The organism is Haloferax sp. Q22 (assembly GCF_001482285.1).
Classification (GTDB): Archaea; Halobacteriota; Halobacteria; order Halobacteriales; family Haloferacaceae; genus Haloferax.
This window is the reverse complement of record NZ_LOEP01000017.1, coordinates 1-20,834: the sequence shown is the minus strand read 5'-3', so window position 1 is coordinate 20,834 and position 20,834 is coordinate 1. Positions and strand designations below refer to the sequence as shown.

Annotated in this window: 17 protein-coding genes and 1 pseudogene; 11 read left to right on the top strand and 7 right to left on the bottom strand. The window is 60.2% G+C overall.

Annotated elements, in window-relative coordinates:
* Positions 1-145: 145 nt before the first annotated feature.
* Positions 146-1,588 (top strand): PTS galactitol transporter subunit IIC, encoded by a 1,443-nt coding sequence (locus tag AM590_RS07420; RefSeq protein ID WP_058826973.1) that lies wholly within the window; start codon positions 146-148, stop codon positions 1,586-1,588.
* Positions 1,589-1,715: 127 nt separating this feature from the next.
* On the top strand, positions 1,716-2,177 hold the full coding sequence (locus tag AM590_RS07415; RefSeq protein ID WP_058826913.1) for a PTS sugar transporter subunit IIA: 462 nt from the start codon (positions 1,716-1,718) through the stop codon (positions 2,175-2,177).
* 64 nt (positions 2,178-2,241) lie between these two features.
* On the opposite strand, the gene ptsP is transcribed toward AM590_RS07415, so the two are convergent.
* Positions 2,242-3,924, bottom strand: coding sequence for a phosphoenolpyruvate--protein phosphotransferase (gene ptsP / locus AM590_RS07410; protein WP_058826912.1), 1,683 nt, complete (start codon positions 3,922-3,924; stop codon positions 2,242-2,244).
* 129 nt (positions 3,925-4,053) lie between these two features.
* Here ptsP and AM590_RS07405 point away from each other — a divergent pair, with 129 nt between their 5' ends.
* Complete coding sequence (locus tag AM590_RS07405; protein ID WP_082677685.1) at positions 4,054-4,335, top strand: HPr family phosphocarrier protein; 282 nt, start codon at positions 4,054-4,056, stop codon at positions 4,333-4,335.
* Positions 4,336-4,898: 563 nt separating this feature from the next.
* On the opposite strand, the gene AM590_RS20790 is transcribed toward AM590_RS07405, so the two are convergent.
* Positions 4,899-5,048, bottom strand: a complete 150-nt coding sequence (locus AM590_RS20790; RefSeq protein WP_172795772.1) for a hypothetical protein — start codon at positions 5,046-5,048, stop codon at positions 4,899-4,901.
* A gap of 247 nt (positions 5,049-5,295) precedes the next feature.
* Here AM590_RS20790 and tnpA point away from each other — a divergent pair, with 247 nt between their 5' ends.
* Both tnpA and AM590_RS07395 read left to right on the top strand, forming a co-directional pair.
* Positions 5,296-5,676, top strand: a complete 381-nt coding sequence (gene tnpA, locus AM590_RS07400; protein WP_058826911.1) for an IS200/IS605-like element ISHla16 family transposase — start codon at positions 5,296-5,298, stop codon at positions 5,674-5,676.
* Positions 5,673-6,950 carry an RNA-guided endonuclease TnpB family protein gene (locus AM590_RS07395; protein WP_058826910.1) on the top strand — a complete coding sequence of 426 codons (1,278 nt, stop codon included), beginning with the start codon at positions 5,673-5,675 and terminating at the stop codon, positions 6,948-6,950. The genes tnpA and AM590_RS07395 overlap by 4 nt, the downstream gene beginning before the upstream one ends.
* 47 nt (positions 6,951-6,997) lie before the next feature.
* On the opposite strand, the gene AM590_RS07390 is transcribed toward AM590_RS07395, so the two are convergent.
* Positions 6,998-8,206, bottom strand: a complete 1,209-nt coding sequence (locus AM590_RS07390) for a nitrate/nitrite transporter (RefSeq protein ID WP_058826971.1) — start codon at positions 8,204-8,206, stop codon at positions 6,998-7,000.
* A gap of 514 nt (positions 8,207-8,720) precedes the next feature.
* Here AM590_RS07390 and AM590_RS07385 point away from each other — a divergent pair.
* Positions 8,721-10,049, top strand: coding sequence for a glycerate kinase (locus tag AM590_RS07385; RefSeq protein ID WP_058826909.1), 1,329 nt, complete (start codon positions 8,721-8,723; stop codon positions 10,047-10,049).
* A gap of 260 nt (positions 10,050-10,309) precedes the next feature.
* Here the strand turns inward: AM590_RS07385 and AM590_RS07380 are convergent, their stop codons facing one another.
* The 3 genes from AM590_RS07380 to AM590_RS07370 form a co-directional block, all read right to left on the bottom strand.
* Positions 10,310-11,050: an IclR family transcriptional regulator gene (locus tag AM590_RS07380; RefSeq protein WP_058826908.1), complete on the bottom strand. Its 741-nt coding sequence runs from the start codon at positions 11,048-11,050 to the stop codon at positions 10,310-10,312.
* 468 nt (positions 11,051-11,518) lie between these two features.
* The gene (locus tag AM590_RS07375) at positions 11,519-12,793 is read right to left on the bottom strand and encodes an IS4 family transposase (protein ID WP_058826907.1); all 1,275 of its coding nucleotides are present in this window, start codon (positions 12,791-12,793) and stop codon (positions 11,519-11,521) included.
* Positions 12,794-12,874: 81 nt separating this feature from the next.
* Positions 12,875-13,720, bottom strand: coding sequence for a TAXI family TRAP transporter solute-binding subunit (locus AM590_RS07370; protein WP_256364935.1), 846 nt, complete (start codon positions 13,718-13,720; stop codon positions 12,875-12,877).
* Between the two features lie 395 nt (positions 13,721-14,115).
* On the opposite strand from AM590_RS07370, the gene AM590_RS07365 reads away from it, so the two are divergent.
* The 3 genes from AM590_RS07365 to AM590_RS07355 all read left to right on the top strand — a co-directional run bounded on the left by AM590_RS07365 (position 14,116) and on the right by AM590_RS07355 (position 17,801).
* The gene (locus AM590_RS07365) at positions 14,116-15,177 is read left to right on the top strand and encodes an isocitrate/isopropylmalate dehydrogenase family protein (protein WP_058826906.1); all 1,062 of its coding nucleotides are present in this window, start codon (positions 14,116-14,118) and stop codon (positions 15,175-15,177) included.
* Positions 15,178-15,180: 3 nt separating this feature from the next.
* Positions 15,181-15,603 (top strand): universal stress protein, encoded by a 423-nt coding sequence (locus AM590_RS07360; protein ID WP_058826905.1) that lies wholly within the window; start codon positions 15,181-15,183, stop codon positions 15,601-15,603.
* A gap of 218 nt (positions 15,604-15,821) precedes the next feature.
* Entirely contained in the window at positions 15,822-17,801 is a 1,980-nt protein-coding gene (locus AM590_RS07355) for a TRAP transporter fused permease subunit (RefSeq protein ID WP_253805895.1), read from the top strand.
* Positions 17,802-18,256: 455 nt separating this feature from the next.
* On the opposite strand, the gene AM590_RS07350 is transcribed toward AM590_RS07355, so the two are convergent.
* Entirely contained in the window at positions 18,257-18,898 is a 642-nt protein-coding gene (locus AM590_RS07350) for an SDR family oxidoreductase (RefSeq protein ID WP_058826904.1), read from the bottom strand.
* A gap of 153 nt (positions 18,899-19,051) precedes the next feature.
* Between AM590_RS07350 and AM590_RS07345 the strand changes: the two genes are divergently transcribed.
* Together AM590_RS07345 and AM590_RS07340 are read left to right on the top strand one after the other, a co-directional pair.
* Positions 19,052-20,065 (top strand): NADP-dependent oxidoreductase, encoded by a 1,014-nt coding sequence (locus tag AM590_RS07345; protein ID WP_058826903.1) that lies wholly within the window; start codon positions 19,052-19,054, stop codon positions 20,063-20,065.
* Between the two features lie 110 nt (positions 20,066-20,175).
* Positions 20,176-20,616: pseudogene (locus AM590_RS07340) on the top strand (ABC transporter substrate-binding protein); the annotation flags it as partial.
* Positions 20,617-20,834 lie beyond the last annotated feature (218 nt).

The following is a 20,834-nucleotide window of genomic DNA, read 5'->3' as shown; positions in this document are numbered from 1 at the left end:
ACGAACGATAGCAATGTTTATGTGGGCTCACTCTCATCCTGAGACAGGGTTGTGAGTTAATAGCATGGCAGTACCAGAAGTACTCTTACAGAGTGGTGTGAGTTCCCTGTTGAATTCGATCAACAGCGTAATCCAATCGTTGGGCGTGAGCGTCCTCCTTCCGATAATCATCTTCCTCATCGCGCTCGCGTTCCGGGTGGACGTGTTGAAGGCGGCGCGCTCGTCCATCCTCATCGGCATCGGTTTCATCGGCATCAATCTCGTCATCGGGCTGTTCAGCGAGAACATCAGTCCGCTGGCCCAACAGATGGTCGAGGTGACCGGCATCACGCTGCCGGCGGTCGACGTCGGTTGGCCCGCCGCCGCCGCCATCGCCTTCGGTATCGCGGAACTCGGCGTCTGGATGATTCCGCTGTTCGTCGTGATGAACCTCGTCCTCTTCGCGATCGGGTTCACTTACACGCTCAACGTGGACATCTGGAACTACTGGCACTTCGCCTTCATCGGCGGGCTGGTCTACATGAGCACGAACAACTGGCTGTACTCGGTGGCAGTCGGGCTGACGCTGGGGCTGTTCGTCCTCGTGGCCGCGGACTGGACGCAACCGGCCGTCGAAGAGACGTTCGACACGCCCGGCATCTCCATTCCACACGGGACCTCGGCACCCTACGCCGTCGCCGCGATTCCGATTCACTGGGCGGTGGATAAGACGCCGCTCGGGAACATCGAAGCCGACCCCGACGCGATTCAAGACCGGTTCGGCATCCTCGGTGAACCAATCTTCGTCGGTCTCGCTATCGGACTCGTCATCGGTATCGCCGCCTACAGTAACGCGCTCTTCGTCGCCGAGAGCTGGTACGCCATTCTCACCGCCGGCATCTCGTTCGCCGCGGTGATGCATATCCTCCCGATGATGGTCGGTATCCTCATGGAGGGGCTGACGCCGCTTTCGGAGTCGATTCGGAACTACATGACCTCGCGGTTCGAAGACCGCGACATGGCGATCGGCCTCGACTCGGCTATCCTCATCGGCCACGAGTCGGTTATCGCGTCCAGCCTGCTCATCGTCCCCATCGCCATCGTGATGTCGATCATCCTCCCCGGCAACGACGTCCTGTGGGGGATCGACCTGGCGACGTTCCCGTTCTTCTTCGCGCTGATGGTTCCCATCATGAACGGCAACATCGTGAAGATGGTCGTCACGGGGACCATCCTGCTCATTCCGCTGCACTACATCTCCTCCGCGGTGGCTCCCCTCCTGACGCAGGCGGCGGGAAGCGCGGGCTTCGACCTCGGTGGCCGCGGGCTCATCACGTCGCCCGTCGCTGACGCGGGGTCGCCCGCGACGGGCATCCTGGCCCTCATCCCGGCACCGGTCGCACTCGCGGTCGCACTCGTCATCGTCCTCGGCATCTGGGTCGCGCTTCGGATGTGGCCCCAGCGGATGTACATGGTCGCCGGCGCGTCCGAAGAGAAAGCGCGAGAGACCGTCGAGCGTCGTCACACCGGCAAGGGCGGTGGCCTCCTGCCCAACAAAATCGGCTCGAGCGTCGACGCGACGGGCGCAGAGGGTCGCTCGGACGACTGACCGCGCAGTTACAGTTACAGTCTCCCGTCGGCGTTCGCGACTCGGCCGCGACGAGCCGCCGCGGTTCGCGGCACCGACGGCGAACCGGCACCAACACTTTTCTCGGAGACCCGCGTACGACTCATCGATGCGAACCGAAAGCCTCGAACTGACTGGCGAGACGGACGAAGCGGTCCTCACAGAACTCGGCGCGTACGCCTACGACCAAGGCTGGGCCGACGAGAGCTACGCGGACGCCCTTTTGGAACGCGAAGCCGACTACCCGACGGGACTCGACATCCCGACGATGGGGTTCGGCATCGCCATCCCCCACGCCGACCCCGACCACGTCACAGAACAGGCCGTGCTCCTCGGACTGCCGCCCGCGGGCGAGTCGGTCGCCTTCCGAAGCATGGACAACCCCGACGAGCGCGTCGAGGCCGAAGTCGTCGTGTTGCTTCTCGTGACAGACACCGACGGCTACTCGTCGTTCCTCTCGAACCTCGCGAAGCTCTTCCAGGCCGAGGAGTTCGCCGAGTTGACGAAGCGCCGCGACGCCGACGGGCTGCTCGACCTCGTCGTCGAGCGCTGTGTGGATTTCGACGGCTGAACGAACTGAAAGAACACGCCGTGGGGTCCGCTTCATCTCGGACGAGCGGCCGGTCTTCCGACCCTCAGTCGATGAGCGCCCGAACGTCCTCGCGGGTCTCGGCGCGGAGGGCTGTCTCGGCGAGCGCCGCCGCCGACTCGTCGTCGACGGCCCGGACGCCCGCTTTCACGTCGGGAATCGTCACGGCGCTCATGCTCAGCTCGTCGAGGCCGAGTCCGACGAGCAGTTCGGTGAGGTCCGGGTCACCGGCCATCTCGCCGCACATGCCGACCCAGGCGTCGCCTTCGTGGGCGGCCTCGACCGTCCGCGCGATGGCGCGGAGGACCGGCGGGTGCAGCGGGTCGTGTAACGAGGCGACGCGGTCGTCGTCGCGGGCCGCGGCCATCACGTACTGCGTGAGATCGTTCGTCCCGATACTGAGGAAGTCGAGGCGCTCGGCGAACTCGCGGGCGAGAAAGACCGACGCCGGCGTCTCGACCATCGCGCCGAGTTCAGGAACCGCGTAGTCGACGCCCGCGTCGTCCAGTTCCACGGCGATTGCGTTCACTTCGTCGAGGAGCGCGTCGAGTTCGGTGACTGTCGACACCAGCGGGAACATCACGGCGAGCTGCGCCGGCCCGGCGGCCGCGCGCAGAATCGCGCGGACGTGTTCTTCGAACAGCTCGGGTCGCTCGCCCGGTGCGAACCGGACGCCACGAACGCCGAGGAACGGGTTGTCGCCGGGGTCGGAGTCGACGTACGGAATCGGCTTGTCGCCCCCGATGTCGAGCGTTCGGACGACCACGCGCGACCCGTCGAACGCCTCGCACACCTCGGTGAGCGCTTCGTACTGCTCGTCTTCGTCCGGCGGCGCCTCCCGGTCGAGAAAGAGGAACTCCGTTCGAAAGAGCCCGACGCCGTCCGCACCGCGCTCGCCGGCCGCCACCGCTTCCCGCGGTGTTCCGACGTTCGCGGCGACTTCGACGTGCCGCCCATCGGCCGTCGTGACGGGGTCGTGTCGGACCGTCGCACCGTCCGATTCCCGCGCCGCGGCGACGGCATCGGCGTCCGGGTCGACGGTCACGTCACCCGTGGTCCCGTCGACGACGAGCCGTGTCCCATCGGCGAGGTCGAGCGCGTCGGGGTCGACGCCGACGACCGCCGGAATCGCAAGCGACCGGGCCATGATGGCGGCGTGGGACGTGCGCCCGCCCTCGACCGTGACGAACCCCGCGACCGCGTCGGGGTCTAACTGCGCGGTGTCGCTGGGCGTGAGTCGTTCGGCGACGAGCACCGTCCCCTCAGGGAGCGCCGAGAGGTCGACTCGGTCGCGGTCGAGCAGAATGCGGAGCAGTCGGTCGCGGACGTCGCGGAGGTCGTCCGCGCGCTCGGCGAACATCCCATCCGCGTCCTCGAAGGTGGCGATCGGGTCTTCGAACGCCCGCGAGACGGCGCGCTCGGCGGTGACGCCGTCTTCGTTGATTGCGGTTTCGACGCCGTCGGTAATCTGCGGGTCGGCGAGGAACTGCTGGTGTGCGTCGAATATCTCCGCTTCGTCCGCGCCGACGCGCTCGGCCGTCCGAGAGCGCTCGCGAGCGAGTTCGTCCGCCGCCGTCTCTCGTGCCTCTTCGAACCGCCGACGTTCGGTCTCGGGGTCGGCCGCCGACCGCTCGTCGTCGTCGAGGTTGACCGTCGAATCGTACTGGACGACCGTGCCGACACCGAGTAGCGGCGTCACCCCGACGCCTGAGATTCGGCGGTCGCTCATCGGTCCCTCGTAGCTATCGCTGAATACGCTGGGCTTGCGAACATCGCACGCGTCTAGTCCGCGTCCGCCGGCAAAAACCCTCTCCAAGCGGTAAAGCCTTTAGTACCGGCGTGGGAAATGGTCGCACGGATGGCAGCGAAATCAGCGACAGTAGTCGTAGAGCACGAGACCGGTCTCCACGCGCGCCCCGCGTCGATGTTCGTCCAGACGGCGTCGAAGTTCGAGACGGACATCTCCGTGCGGAAAGCCGGCGGGGAGACGGAAGTAGACGCCAAAAGCAGCATCGCCGTTCTCTCGCTCGGCGTCGGCCCGGACGAGGAAATCGTCATCACCGCCGACGGCAGCGACGGCGAACAGGCCGTCGAGCGACTCGTCGAACTCGTCCAGAACGACTTCGACCTCGGTACGTAGACGACCGCTCGGACTCGTGGTCGACCCGGCGCTCGACGACGTGGTGGGCGCGACGAGTGACTACAAAGCCGTCTGCAGTCGCGTCGGTGCTTCGACCGCAGAGGGAAGCGGCCTCACGGAATCGGTTCGGTTCCCAGCCGATTCTTAGACAGAAAATTTATAAATTCTGTTAGTATTCAGATATTCTATGATTTCAGCGGACAGTCTATGAGCGCGCGATATATTCCGGAATGACGCGCTGAAAGTGGCGTTAAACGCTGTTTTAGATTTTAGACGGTCAGGAACCGCGATTTGGCGTTTCGATATAGGAAACTGAGCGTATCGTTGGCTTCGAACGCACCAATCGGGGTTTCTGAATATCTATCTCTACACCGACGATACCTAATTTTCTAGATATCTTATATGTATGTCTAAAAAATATTGTTTGTCGTCGGGTCGTCGGTCAGGGCGACGACTACTCGGTGGTCGTGTCGTTCGTCGCGGCCGGCGGGCTGGTGTCGCTCGGCGGTCAACGTGGTCAGAAAAACACGTGCTGAAGTGGGGTCTTGTGGCGTGGCGACGCGTTAGTGGAGCGCTCTCCACACCAGACCGAGGAGGATGAACGGCGTGAACGGAATCATCAGCACCGCGATTCCAGCGACGATGAGCGTTCCCATCAGCCCCATCTGAATGTTCGAGTAGTCGGTTCGAACGGGATTGACTGCGCGGGCCATACCTACTCGTCCGTTCCCCTCATACATAACGTGACTGGATAGTTAATATATAAATAGGCGTGGCGACGGCGCGGCAGTCACGGGTAAAAAAACACGACGCAACGGTGGGCTTACGAAAAAATTCGAGGCGAAAGCCTCGCCTTTCAGGGCGGGGATGAAGCCGACCAACAGTATTCAACCGCCGTCGATGACATAGACGGGGTTCCAACGCAATTTTTAAGCCGTCCGACCATGATAGTATGCATAGCTGGTGAAGAGTACCCGTCACGCGAAATACGAACTCTACTACCACATAGTGTTCGTGCCGAAATACAGGCGTTCGCACCTGACGGGGAAGACGAAGGAACGTCTCGAAACCATCTTCGCGGAAATCTGTGAGGACAAGGGCCTCGAACTGGCCGAGTCCGAGGTCATGCCCGACCACGTACACCTGTTCATCGGGAGTCCGCCCAAGAACGCCCCGTCCCTCATCGTCAACTGGGTCAAGGGCATCTCGGCGCGGAAGTATAACCAGCGGTACGACGACCGCGTGAAGTGGACTCGTTCCTACTACGTCGGTACCGCGGGGAGTGCCTCGAAGGGCGCTGTCGAACAGTACATCGCTGAACAGGAGGGTGGCGACGAATGAAGCGCGTCAACACCTTCGAGGTCGACCCACAGACCGAGAACGACAAAGAGTGCCTCCTACGGCTACTCGATGCCTCAGCCTCCCTGTGGAACGAACTGACCTACGAACGTCGTCAAAGCTACTTTGGCGACGGTGACGTGTGGGATACCTCCGAGTACCGAGGACGCTACAACGGCGTCGTCGGAAGCGCGACTGTCCAACAGGTCACGCGCAAGAACAGCGAAGCGTGGCGGTCGTTCTTTGCCCTCAAGGAGAAAGGCGAGTACGCCAACCCACCATCGTACTGGGGCAACGAAGAGAACGGACGCGAACTCCGCACCTACATTCGGTGCAACCAGTACACGATTGAGTGGAGGAAGCGTAGCCGTCTCGAAATCCCTGTCGGGCAAGAACTGAAAGACCAATACGGACTCGGCTACCACGAACGACTCCGCCTCGAAGTCCGAGGCAACCCGAAGTGGGACGGCAAACAAGGTCGTCTGGAACTTGAGTATGACGAAGTGAGCGACACGTTCAGGGCTTCCCAACCAGTCACCGTACCTGATTCTCGACTGGATTCACCACTGGCTTCTCACGAAGCCGCCCTCGACGTTGGCGCAAACAATCTCGTCGCGTGTTCCACGACTACTGGGAACCAGTACCTCTACGACGGTCGGGAGTTGTTCGGACGGTTCCGCGAGACGACAGACGAAATCGCCCGCCTACAGTCGAAACTCCGTGAAGGACGATACAGTTCCAAGCGAATTCGACGGCTGTACCGACAGCGGACGAAGCGTCGTGACCACGCACAGAACGCGCTGGTACGCGACCTCGTTGAACGACTGTACGACGAGGGCGTGGCGACGGTGTACGTAGGCGACTTGACCGACGTGCTGAAAACGCACTGGTCGGCCAGGGTGAACGAGAAAACGCACAACTTCTGGGCGTTCAAGAAGTTCATCCACCGTCTCGCGTGTGTCTGTGAGGAGTACGGCATCAGCCTCGAAGCCGAGTCGGAAGCGTGGACGAGTCAGACATGTCCTGAGTGTGGCGACCACGAGGAGACGGTTCGCCACGGGGACACGCTGACGTGTCCGTGCGGATTCGAGGGGTACGCTGACCTCACGGCGTCTAAGACGTTCCTTCGAGAGAACAGCGAATGCGAAATCAGGCCGATGGCACGGCCCGTGCGATTCGAGTGGGACGACCACAATTGGTCGGGGAAACCATACCCTCACGAAAGTCCCAAAGAAGTGCGCACAAACCCGAAAGTTGCCCCCGTGGAATCGGCATAGCCGAACCCCCAACGGAGGAATCCTCGCGCTTTAGCGCGGGGAGGATGTCAAACCCGGCTCGGCTCCGGTGCGCGGAGCGCCAAGAGCACGCCGACGACGGCGACGCCGCCCGCGGCGAAGAACGCCGGCTCGTACCCCGCGTAGTCGATAATCGCGCCCCCGGCGATGGGCGCGGCGAACGCGCCCAAGAGCCCGACGCTCGTCAGGATCGAGACGGCCGTGGTCCGCACCGAGGGGGCGACGAGTTCGGCGATGTACGAGAAGATGAGCCCGATCACGAGTTGGATGGCGAAGCCGACGACGACGACTCCGACGACGACCGCGTCGAGTCCCGAGACGAACGCGAACGCGACGATTGCGGGCGTGGCGACGGCGAACGACGAGACGATGACGCGACGGCGACGCCCGCCGAACACGCGGTCGGTAATCACGCCGCTACTCGCCCGCGCGACCGCGCCGATGGCGGGGAACAGCGCGGTCAGGAGGCCGCTCGCCGCCAGTGAGATTTCGAACTCGCTGGCGAGAAAGCTCGGGAGCCACGTGTTGACGAAGAGATACAGCGAGTAGGCGAGAAAACAGAGCGCGCAGACGGTCCAGACCGCCCGGCTGGCGAACAGTTCGCTGAGCGCCGCCCGGTCGGGCGCAGGTGCGTCGACCCCGGGCACGCGGCGGCGCGTCGCGAGCGCGAAGAACACGACGCCGACGACGGCGATGGCGGCGTACAGCGGGAGAATCGCCGGCCACCCGGCGGCGTTCGCGATGAGCGGGCTCCCGAACTGGCCGAGGGCGAACCCGACCGGCGCGCTCGCGGTGAACACGCCGACTGCGGTCGCGCGTTGTTCCGGGGGGACCGCGCTCCCGACGACGTTCGCGCCCGCGTTCCAGAACGTGACGTATGCGAGGCCACCGAGCACCCGCGAAACGAGGAGCCAGCCAAACGCGCCCGCGGTGGCCGCATACCAGCCCCAGCCGCCGGCGACGACGAGCGCGACGGTCGCCAATCCGACCACGCGGCGCACCGAAAAGCGGTCGAGGACGACGCCGATGGGGACGCTCGTGACGACCGCCGTCGCGTACATGATGCTCACGAGCCAGCCCGCCGCGCTCGAACTCAGGCCGAGCGACTCCTGAATTGCCGGAAAGACGCTTGCCGGCGCGATTTCGTAAGCCGCCGCCGCCGTCGAAAGCAGGAAGAAGCCGACGACGATGCCCAGTATCTCGCGTTGCGTGCCCGCCGTGTCCGGTGTCGTACTCACGGTTTTCATATCTGCTCGGCGTGGGCTGAAATCGTTTGTCGTTCTGCTGTGCTGAGCAGATGAGCCACACGCTAGTTTTGTGCTTTTTGTCGATTATTATCGCTCTTCGAGCATGGTTTGCCCCGAGGTAATTGACACATATTAATACAATACTCCAACACTAGTGTAATCCATTTTCGCTCCATTATCTGGGACGACTGTCGATGTGAAACACTATAAGAAAATAAATAACGGTAAAAATAGTTGAGATAGCTTATTTGAAGTGTAAACATGTATCTTATTGGAGGCATTCCGAGACATATGGTGACAACTACGTTCTCCTGGGTTTGACTGACCCAGACCTGAAAACTAGTATCCATATTGTTATTTATTTCCAATATTGATAGATGCAGTTACTATCTCGTAGCGAGAGAGAATAGGCTTGTGAAAACACGACAACGTCGCGCAGCTGTCCATCAACACGAGACACGAAACGCCAGTACATTTTTGAGTTCGTGGTTAAGAGTATCGACCGATGTTTGCAAACAAGGCTGCCCTTGCAGCCACATCCGAACACGAACTTGTACTCGACTGCCTCGAGGCGGGGATTCGCGCTGCACACCCGCAGTCGGTTATCGAACAGACTGTTTCGGTGGTAGACAACACGTTACACGTCGGCGAACACGACTACGACCTCGACGACTACGACCGCCTGCTCGTGTTGGGTGGTGGCAACGCCGCTGGTCACGTCGCTGCAGCCCTCGAGACGTGCTTGTCCGACCGAATCGATGACGGACTGGTCGTAACAGACGACCCTGTTTCACTCTCGAGGGTCAGCTGTGTCGAGGGGTCTCACCCGATTCCAGATGCGTCCGCCGTTTCAGGGACGGCTGAGCTATTGGAACTAGCGTCGGACGCGACGACAGACGATCTCGTGCTCAGCATCGTGACGGGTGGGGGGAGCGCTCTTCTCCCTGCTCCCGCGGGTGCGCTCACCCTCAGTAACGTACAGGCAGTCACCGAGACACTTCTCAGGGCCGGTGCGACTATTGGGGAGATCAATACGGTTCGAAAACATCTCTCGGCAATCAAGGGAGGTCGTCTCGCGGTCGCTGCCTCGCCAGCGGATGTCATCGGGCTCGTGTTCAGCGATGTCGTCGGGAACGATTTGGGTGCAGTGGCGAGCGGCCCCGTCTCACCGGACCCGACGACATACGACGACGCACAAGCGGTGTTCGACCGCTACAACATCGAACCGCCTGAACCGGTTGTGCGCCACCTCAAAGACGGCTGCCAAGGAGAGCACCCAGAAACGCCTACAGAAGACCACCCGGCCTTCGCTGGTGTGGACGTTCACGTCTTGGCAGATAACGGAACCGCGCTAGAGAGTGCCGCTGAAGTCGCTCACGAACACGGGTACGAGCCGATGATCTTGTCATCACATGTCCGAGGCGAAGCGAGCGAAATCGCGAAAGTACACGTCGGTCTCGCAGAGGAAGCGCTCGCCGCGAAACGACCGGTCGAGCCACCGGCGGTCGTCCTTTCCGGCGGCGAAGCAACAGTAACCGTCTCGGGCGACGGACATGGCGGACCAAACCAAGAGTTCGCGTTGAGTGCCGCACTCGAACTTGAGACACCAGGCGTCGTCGTTGGGGCGGTTGACACCGATGGCATCGACGGCAACACCGACGCCGCTGGGGCACTCGTTGATGCCGAGCTACTAGATGACCGAGAGGCTGCACGAACTGGACTCACACAAAACGACGTCTATCCACACCTTGAGGCCGCTGGGGCACTGCTTCGCTCGGGGCCGACTGGGACAAACGTAAACGATCTTCGTGTAATGGTGATCACGTCGACGTGAGTCGTCTCGAGGCACTCGCCTTGACTATCTGTGTAGATACGACGTTCTGTTTTTCCCTACGTGAGCCGTGGGCCGCATGAGAATGTATCAACCGTGACCCAGCATCGGGCCGGCCGGCGGGTGTCTACGAAACAACAGGTACTATATAAAATTCCATTTTGCGGAATATAATAATTGTTGGTGGTCTATGTTGCAAAAGATTACAATATTATGTCTGTAATATGTGGCACGAACGTCGCTTCACTCGCACGACAGTCGTGCTACTGATATTTCATATTGAGTTCTACCTCGTTGACGACTCCCAGGAGTTTGTCTGGCAGTTCTTCGCGGTAGAATTCGCCTTTGAATCGATTCTGCGGACCAGAGATACCGATGGCACCCAACGGTTGTCCGTTCGGCTTGAGAACTGGGACTGAGACGGACCGGAGACCGCTGATATACTCTTGGTCGTTGAAACTGACGCCCTCGTCTCTGATCTCGCGTAGTTCGTCGTAGAGCTCGTTTTCGTCCGTGATGGTGTTCTCGGTGACTTTTGGGAGCCCATGACGCTCGATAATGCGAGAGATTTGGTCATCGGTCAGTTGAGCGAGAATCGCTTTTCCGCCAGAAGTCGCGTGAATCGGCATTCGCTTTCCGAGCTGCGTGTTCGTCTGAACGGCGTGTTCTCCGGTCTCGCGATAGATGTACACGAGATAGCCGTGCTCTTCGATCATGAACTGAGCGCGTTCATCAGTCTCTGCGGCGAGTGCTTTGACCTTCGGTTCGATCTGTGCGAACGCATCGTGACGGTTGTTTACACCCATACCGATGTAAAGAAATCGGGAGCCGATATAGTAGATATCTCCCGTCTTCATCACGTACTCTCGTTCCTCAAGTGTCTTGAGGTGACGGTGAACTGTGCTCTTGGGCAGCTCTAACTCGGTCGCCAGTTCCGACACTCGAGCCCCATTTCGGTCTCGTAGTTCCTCGATAATCCTGAACAGCTTGTGTGTCGTTTTCATGTTTTGTGTTTCCGTTAGTCTCGATTCTCGACGGTTATATATAAAGTTTCACCATGTGGAACAGAACACTCGGAGTCTCACTTCGGATTGGCGCGCGTGTCTCGCCGTACACACGTAGTGTTCGTGTGAGTCATACTCACACATATTCACTCAACAATCATTACGGTTGTTCGCGTGTCCATCCATCCGTCTTCGAACGCAGCGAAGTGAGACCCCATACTGGCCGCCAATCAGCATCGAGTGTGTCATAATACGGAACTTTATATACGAACATACTAGGTACGAAGTACAATCGGTGACTATCATAAAAAACGAAACGTCCGTCAGTTTGGTTTCGTTACGCTTCGTCGCCGACGGTCCAGGAGTCATCCCACACGTCTTGTTCCTTGTAGAACTCAGCAACACCCGGGTGAACCGGATGTTCTGGAATGACTGCGGTGGCCATATCTGCCGGGCATTCGTCTTTAGTTAAGACTCACACCTCGGTTGCGTAGCAGTAGCGAGCGTCTCTTGTAAGATCGGTCGTTGCTTGTGGATCTTCTGTGCGTCCTCGATCAGCCGCTCCAACAGCGGCGGTGGCGAATAACCGAGGTGCTCACCGAGTTCGTGGAGAATGAGCTGGGCGTGCGACCGGAAGGTCGCCGCCCAGCGTTCCGGCGGAAACACGAGCTCATCGTCAGCCTGTTCAGTGACTAGATCCAACAGATCACGGCTCACAAGCAGTGACAGCAACGCTGCGTACAGCAAGATCTTCACCACGTGCTCGTTACTCGTGTCGAACTCATCCAGTTCGTACTGCGTCTTCAACTCACGGAACAGCAATTCAACTTCCCACCGACACCGGTAGATCTGCGCTAAATCAGCCGGAAAGAACTCCTCTCTCGACAGATTTGTCACGTACAGATGGTAGTCGTCGGCGTCCTCGTTGCGGACGCCGACGACGCGGAACCGCTTCGTATCCAGCGACCGCGTCCCGTTGTACGGTCCTCGTTTGAACTCTACTTCCACCTCTACATCGATGTACTTCCGCGAGAGGTCGTCGAGAACATCGCGGAGCTGCTTCCCCTCTAAGGGAATGGCGCGCCCGCGCCATTCCCGTAATTCAGCCGTAATCACCGGGTTTGCGTTCTGTTTCAGCCGGCTCACGAAGTAACCGCCGTTCTCGTCGATCCGCACAAACCGGCGGTACTTGAAGTACGCAAGATCGAACAACACGAGGCGGTTCTCAAGCCACGATCCGGTCTTGAATAGCGTGCTATCGTGTGTTTTCTCGTCGGTCACGTCGATCCGTTCAATCGTCTGCTCAGTGGCATTGTGGAGCAGGTGGAGCTTCGCTCCAGCCTGCTCCTCGTGGCGTGCTTCGAACTGATCTGAAAGAAACTCGTGTAACCGCAACACCGTTCCATCAGCAATCATCACATCTCTGAATCGGTCGATATCAGCGTCAACGGCGTTAGGAACAGCGACCTCGTCGAGACCATGTTCGACGAGGTCGCGGAGGTATTCCGCAAGCTCCGGCGTCAACCGCTGATAGAAGCCGCCCGGTGAAATCGTCTCGTCGGCAGTCGAGTTGTAAGATCGTCTAAAGCCAGCGAGTGTTCGGCTTTCGCCTGCGGCGAAGCCGAACACAAATGCCCAGACGAAGGCCGGAATCTGGAGCTTGCGGTCACGTTCGACCACGCCGAGTTCCTCGGCGTGCTCTTTGAGGAACTCGGAAGGAAACAGTGTAGTGAGCCGACGCATAATCCGAGATGAGGAGCCGTTGTCGTGCACAGACTCGGCTTCCTCACTCTTTCCGAAAGATGCCTCGATAAGCCGCCGCAGTCACGCGGTTTCTCGCTTAACTAAAGACGGATGATCTGCCGGGTCAGAGTGGTCAGCGTACGTCTGGTCGGCCTCTCGGATCGTCTCGCCGTGTTCGTGACTGATCCGAGCCAGTTCGTGTGCGGCGTCTGCTGGCACTTCCGGGCCGAGCAGACACTGCAGGTCAAGATTCCAGCTGACGATCGAGTCGGTAACCTTCGTGACCTCCTGATTCCACCCGTACGGCTCGATTTCGGCTAAACGTGCGCCGCCGACCTCTTCGATGGCCTGTTTGAAGTCGTCGGCGACATCGACGAGATAGACGTCGTTTCGAGCGTCGATCTGCTTTGCCCAGCCAGTCAGTTCGACGCGATTCGACCCGTACACCGCAACAGCGTCAACGCGTCCCTCTTCGATCGCACCAGGGATGTCGCTCGTGTTGACGTTGATGATGTCGACCTCCTCCCACATTCCGGCGACTCGCATCACCTCTTCGGTGAGTAGTCGCGTCCCGAAGCCCGGCTGAATCGGGTAGACGGTTTTGCCCGCGAAGTCTGCGGTCGATTCGATTCCAGAGCCTTCAACGGCAACCCAGAAGATGTCGAGACCGTTGAACCGGAACGACTGATAGCCGATGTTGTCGACCGGTTCATCGTTGAATCGGTCCGTTTCGTTGACCGCTTTGTTGATCGTGTTGTTGTCCGTCGCGATGGCAGGGATGTTGCCTTGGTCGTACTGGTACATGTTGGCGACGTTCCCCTGGGTCTGCTCGACGGTCATTCGGAGGGAGTCGCTGTGCTCGTTGAGTGCTCGAGCAAGTGCTTGCATCGAGTTGAACGCCGTACTCCCCTGTGAGGAGCCGCCCATCCGTAGTTGGTACGAGCCACCGCCAGAGCTGCCGTCTGATCCCGAATCATCGCTCGAGCCGCCGTCCGACCCTGAATCGCCGCCGGATCCACTGCCGGACCCACTATCGGATCCGCTGTCGCCACCGAGACAGCCGGTGATTGCAACGGTCCCGGCACCCGCAGCGGCTGCTTTGAGAATACTCCGTCTAGTCCGTGCGCTGTGTGCTTGCTTAGACATCCGCTCTTGACGTTCATGTACATCAATTATAAATCTTATTGTTAATTCCAATATTTGATTGGTACTCAAAATATCGTCAGGGGGTCGGTCCTGTGGCAGCCGGATTGGGATCGAGATACCCCCTTGGTTGGTCGCCACCCAAATATTTTTATCAAGATAGAGCATCAATCGGACCGATGTCGTATGACATAGCGGTGATTCCAGGCGACGGTATCGGAATTGAAGTGACAGAGGCAACCGAGCCACTTCTCATCGAACTTGCTGCGGCCCACGGCGTCGAGATCAAGACGACGTGGTTCGACTGGGGAAGCGAGCGGTATCTCGAAGAGGGTGCGCTCATGCCCGACGACGGTTTGGAGACGCTCAAAGAGTTTGACGCGATTCTGCTCGGTGCGGTGGGTCACCCAGATGTGCCGGATCACGTTACGCTCCGTAACCTTCGCCTCCCGATCACCAAGGGATTCAACCAGCACATCTGCAAGCGCCCCTCGTATCTCTTTGATGGGGTCGAAAGCCCGCTTCGTGGCTACGAGGGCGGCGATATCGATCTCGTTGTCTACCGGCAGAACACCGAAGGCGAGTACGCCGACGTCGGTGGACGCGAACACCAAGGATTCGGGAACGAAGTCGCAGTCCAGTCAGCGGTCTACACACGCGAGGGGACCGAAGCGATCGTCCGGGCCGCGTTCGAGGCCGCGACAGAGCGGAGTGGAAAACTAACCAATATCACGAAGTCGAACGCACAGGCTTACGGGATGGTGTTCTGGGACGAAATCGTCGAGGAGGTTAGCGAGGAATACCCGGACATCACCGTCGAACGACTCCTCGTCGATGCCGGGAGTATGGACTTCGTTCGTCGTCCCAACGAGTTCGACGTCGTCGTCGCATCTAACCTGTTCGGCGATATCCTCACCGACATCGGTGGCATCATCTCCGGGAGTCTTGGGATGGCCCCGTCGACGAACATCAACCCAAGCGGGGAATTCCCCTCGATGTTCGAACCGGTTCACGGGAGCGCCTTCGATATCATGGGAGAGGGCATCGCGAATCCGGTCGGGATGCTGTTGTCGATGTCGTTGATGTTCGAGCATCTCGAAGAGGACGACCTCGCCGAGACGCTCTGGGACGGCGTCGGTGCACAGCTAGCAGATTCGGACGCACCGCGGACCCCGGACATCGGTGGCTCGGCAACGACACTGGATGTTGTGGGCGACCTCGAAGAACGACTCCTTGAGTAACCCATGTATCACGTGCTACTTGCGGTCGACGGGAATGAAGACCGGACAGCAGCCGCAGTCGACGCAGTTGCCGATCTCCCCGCTGCCGAGTCAGTCGTCACCGTCACGATCCTCAACGTGTTCGAGGAGTTCGATGCAATCGACGACAGCGGTGGACACGTGACGTCGGAGGAACTCTTCGAAAAGTACGATCCGCCATCGAGCGTAACTGTCGCCCGCGAAAAACTGGACGAGCACGGAATCGACTGGACGTTCGAGGCGGCTCACGGCGACCCAGCGGCGACGGTCGTACAGACTGCAGCGGATTGTGACGCCGACGCGATTGCCATGGCGCCCGCCAGTCGCTCTCCGGTTGGGAAAGTGCTCTTCGGGAGCGTCACACAGGGTGTCCTGCTTGACGCCGAATGTCCAGTCATCGTTGCCTAGTTCCTGACCGCCCGACAGCCTACAACCTGCCCCACTCCCGTTTTCGTCAGCTGAGATTGCCTCCCAACGACTTCAGTCACGCTCCCCGGAAACTGAGAGCCGATGTACTCGGACGTCTCAGGTGCGGATTCGTTTGTCTGCTGTCACGCGAGACGTCGCCATATGACTGAGTCTACCATAACTAATTTATATGTTTGAATCTACTGTGAGAATGAACCATGGTAGCAAGACGTATCCAGCGATTGAGATCAACAGACCTGGAAGACGCGGTGGGTGGGACGGTAACGCTCGCTGCTCTCGCGTTGTGGGCACTCGTTATCTTCTATGCCTACACCGTGTCGATGCCGCGGGCACAGTATGGTGTCCTGTTCATTGCCGGTGCAATCGGGGTGTACATCCTCAACGAACTCGAAGACGTCATCGCTGATCGGGACTATCTCGACGCAGCCCTGTTACTCGGGTCGTTGGTGATCACCATTGCCATCACCGTCTACGTCAACCTGCACTTCAGGGAACTGTACATCGACCGTGTTGGCTACGCGTTTCCACACGAGTACGCCTTGGCAGCTGCATTCCTCGCAGCAATTGTCTACCTCTCATGGCGTTCGTTTGGGCTGACGTTCCTTAGCATCCTTGTGGGTGCGCTCCTGTACGGCTACTTCGGTGATCTGATTCCCGGAATCCTCGGGCACAGCGGGTTGAGCTACAGTCGACTGCTCCTCTTGCTCGCACTCGACATCACCGGCTTCTACGGCTTCCTGACTCAGTTAGTCGCGGCGTGGATCGCGCTCTTCTTGCTTTATGCGGGGCTGCTGGAGAGCTACGGTGCGTTCGACCTCATCTTCCGTGGAGCCGTCCGAACGTCGAAGTACATCGACTCGGGCGTTGCACAGACCGCTGTCGTCGCAAGTGCGGTTATCGGTTCGATCAACGGTTCACAGACCGCAAACGCCGGTATGACCGGGTCGTTCACAATCCCGATGATGAAAGAAAACGGTATCAAGCCCTCGACAGCAGGGGGGATTGAGGCGGTCGCGTCCACGACTGGACAGGTCCTTCCACCAGTCATGGGTGCGGGTGCGTTCATCATGGCCTCGCTTCTCGGCATCAGCTACGTGACCGTCATCACCGCGGGGCTCATCCCGGCGATGATTATGATGGTGTGTATAATTCTCGCGGTCCACTACATCGCGAGCAATCAGCTCGACTCGATTGACGTTGACGCAGTCCTCGACGAACTGGAGGTCCGGACTCGTCGTGACACGATCGTCGACACGGTCAAGTTCATCATTCCGTTCGGCGTGTTAGTGTACACGCTCGGCGTCATTCAGCTAACAGTGATGACATCCGCGCTGTACACCGCAATCACGATGTTGATTACTGGCATCACATTCCCTGTCTTCCAGGCGGCGTACGAGTCACGCTCGGTGACGGCCGCGACTCGAGAGACGCTCTCGGACACGGTGGCTGGCTTCCGGCGTGGAGCGATCATCACGGCACCCATCGCCATTATTCTCGCGGCGATCAACGGCGTCGTTGATATTCTGATGACCACGGGCGTCCCCGGAATCCTCACGCTCTCGATGATGGATATCTCGGGTGGCATCATGCTCGTCGCCGTTCTTATCTCGATGGTGATCTGTATCCTCCTTGGCTTGGGGATGCCGACGACTGCCGCCTACACCGTCGTGGCACTCCTTGTGGCCCCAACGCTCGTCAGTCGCTTCCTGGTCCCCGATCTGGCTGCCCACTTCTTCGTCTTCTACGGCGCGATTCTCTCGGGGCTCACGCCACCGATTGCGACATGTGCTGCGGTCGCCGCCGGTATCGCGAATGCTGACTTCGTCGAGACGTGCTACGAGGCCATCAAAGTCGCCGCCCCACTGTTCGTCTTGCCGTTCTCGTTCATCTATCACCCTGTCATCGTCTCAGGGGTACTCAGTGGCGGTGCCGTCTTCACCGGGCTGCTCATCTTGCTGGGTGGCATCAGTATCATCCACGGAATCAACTACCGCTTTGGCTACGGCAAATTGGCGCAACTCGGCACTCGAGTGGCGTTCTTTGTGGTTGGTGTCCTCACGATGGTGTATCCCAACTCGACAGTTCAGTACGCGGGCGCTGGCGTGATTATCACGCTCTTCGTCGTCCAACAGCTCGCGACTCGTAAAGTTGCTGTCGGTGACTCCATCAACAATTAGGCGCATCAATGTACAAACGGCAACACAAGACGCCGACCGGTAACGGGTAGCTGGCGAGTCACGTACCATCCCGTCGAGGTTACTTCCGAGGACAGTTGTCGTCTCTTCCCACACAGCACGTATTGTGGGTGTCCTCATACGTGGTTACTACTCTTAGTTGACCACGCTTCTTAAATGTATCTTCGGATATGGGTAGATAAATACCTAATATAGTAATGTTGTTTCTGTGCATGTTTACATTAGCGCATTATTCTCGAGACTGTGCGTACTGAATAAGGGACTGCAGATAGTCGCTGCTATCTGTACATGTCTACTAAAGATACTCAATAGAAGTACTAGAATGTCGAATTTGTTGCTCTATTGGGAGCAGCAAAAACTGGTCTTGCTTCTCGCTATTGCTTATTTATTGCACTTCTATCATCTGTACTAAGTGTCTATATCCATATAATATCGACTCAGTCGTCGCCACCGAGCGCCTGCTCGATGGGCGTGTCCCCACCCGTGAGGTGCATCGTCTCGCCGACCGTCCGGTCGATATCGAGACAGGCGACGACCGCTTGGGCGACGTCGGCTCGCGGAATCTCGGGCGTGTCGTCACGTTCGTCGAGGGTCAGCGAGACGGTTCCGGTGCCCTCCGCGTCGGTGAGCCTCGTGGGGCGGAGAATCGTGGCGTCGAGTGACGACTGTTCGAGGTGGTCGTCCGCGCAGCGCTTGGCGACCAGATACGGGCGCAGGGGCTCGGGGCCCGCGAGCGGGTCGCCCGCGCCGACCGAGCTAATCATCACGAAGCGGTCGATGCCCGCGTCGACACAGGCGTCGACTACCCGCCGAGCGCCCCAAAGGTCGACCATCAGCGTCTTGTCCGCGCCGGTCGATCCGCCGGAGCCGGCGGTGAAGACGACCGCGTCGGCCCCGTCGAGCGCCGCGTCGAAGTCGTCTTCGAGGTCGCCCAGTCGTGGCTCGCCGCCGCGGTCGCGGACCGCCTCGAACTGCGATTCGTCGCGGACGACGCCGATGGGGTCGTGGCCGGCGTCCGCGAGTCGCGGGAGCAGTTCCCGTCCGATACCGCCGTTCGCGCCGATGACTGCGACCTGCATCGTTCGCCGTCACGTAGTCGCCCCGGCCAAATAGGGGCTGGGTTCGGCGAAGGTGGTGCGCCCCCGACCCGAGGCGGAGCCTGCCGCCGCGTCGAACCGGACGGTGCTGCTGGAAACAACACCGTCCTTACCGTCGCGGGTCGGTGTTCGGGTATGCGCGAAACGAACCGCGAGTGGATTTTTGCCGAACGGCCCGAAGGAGAACCGGACATGGACAGCTTCGAACTCCGCGAGGGCGACCTCCCGGAGCCGCGACACGGGGAGCTGCTCGTTCGCGTGCGGTATCTCTCCGTCGACCCGTACATGCGCGGGCGGATGCGAGACGCGGAGTCGTACGCCGAACCGTGGTCGGTCGGCGACCCACTACAGGGCGGCGTCGTCGGCGAAGTCGTCGAAAGCAAAAGCGACGCGTACGACGCCGGCGACTTCGTGACCGGCAACGGGACGTGGGCCGATTACAGCGTCCTCGACGCGAGCGAGGTCGCGCCCGTCGACCCATCCGTCGCGGACCTGCCCGCATATCTCGGCGTGCTCGGGATGCCCGGCCGGACGGCGTACTTCGGCCTACTCGAAGTGGGCGACCCCTCGCCCGGCGAGACGGTCGTCGTGTCCGGCGCGGCCGGTGCAGTCGGCTCCGTCGTCGGCCAGATTGCCAAGTTCAACGGCTGTCGCGTCGTCGGCTTCGCCGGCTCCGACGAGAAGGTGTCGTGGCTCACCGACGACCTCGGCTTCGACGCCGCAATCAACTACAAGGATGTCGACGACTACCGGGCGGCGCTCGACGACGCCGCGCCCGACGGCGTGGACGTGTACTTCGACAACGTCGGCGGTCCCATCACCGACGCGGTGTTCACGAAGCTGAACCTCGACGCCCGCGTCGCCGTCTGCGGACAGATCGCCCACTACAACGACGAGGACGTGCCGACCGGCCCGCGAAAGCTCCCGCAGCTCATCGCGCCGCGGGCGAAAGTGCAGGGACTGCTCGTCGGCGACTACGCGACCCGGTTCGAACAGGCAAGCGAGCAACTCGGGTCGTGGGTCGCGTCGGGCGACCTCGAACACCGCGAGACGGTCGTCGACGGCCTGGAGAACGCGCCCGACGCGTTCCTCGGCCTGTTCTCCGGCGACAACATCGGCAAGCAGGTCGTCGACGTGTCCGAACCCTAGCGTCAGCGCCGACCGCCGGTGAGGCGACGGCCGCGCCCCGTCGTGTCACTTGTTTTTAGCCCGGCCTAAACTTCGAAGCACCTATATTGGTTTAGGTGGGCCTAATTCGTATGAAACAGACCGACGAGAACGCGGGGCCGACGCGGAGAGACTACCTGAAGTACGGTGGCGCGCTTCTCGGTGGCGGGGTGCTCGCGGGCTGCGCCGGGCAGTCGGGCGACGACGGGACGGCGACGACGACCGAGGCCGCCACGGCGACCGAAACCGAGACGGAAGCCACCGAGACGACGACTGAAACCGAGACGGACGACTCCGGCTACACGGCCGAACTGTCGCCGGTCGGGACGGTCACGCTGGACGAACCGCCGACGAACGTGTTCACCCACTTCCCGTGGTTCCCGGACATGGCGAGCGCGCTCGGGCAGGGCGACACCGTCAACAACCTCTGGTGGGACGGCACCGTCGCGGGCCTCGAATACTTCACCGCCGGCTTCGACGACTTCGAAATCGAGTGGGCCGACGCGGCGGGCGAGTACGGCTTCACAGAAAAGTCAAGGCGGATGCTCCGAGGCTTGACCTCGGGGAGGAAGCCGACAACTCGGTACACAAACCACGCTACGAAGGCAGGCCGACTCCCTACTATTAAATAACCACAGGGAAATATGTGAAACACAGTGGGATACCGTCGAACCGCCGTCATCAAACTCGACACTCCCGAAGGGGCCGACCCACTCCTCCGCGAGACAGTCGAGCAGTTCAAACACTGCGC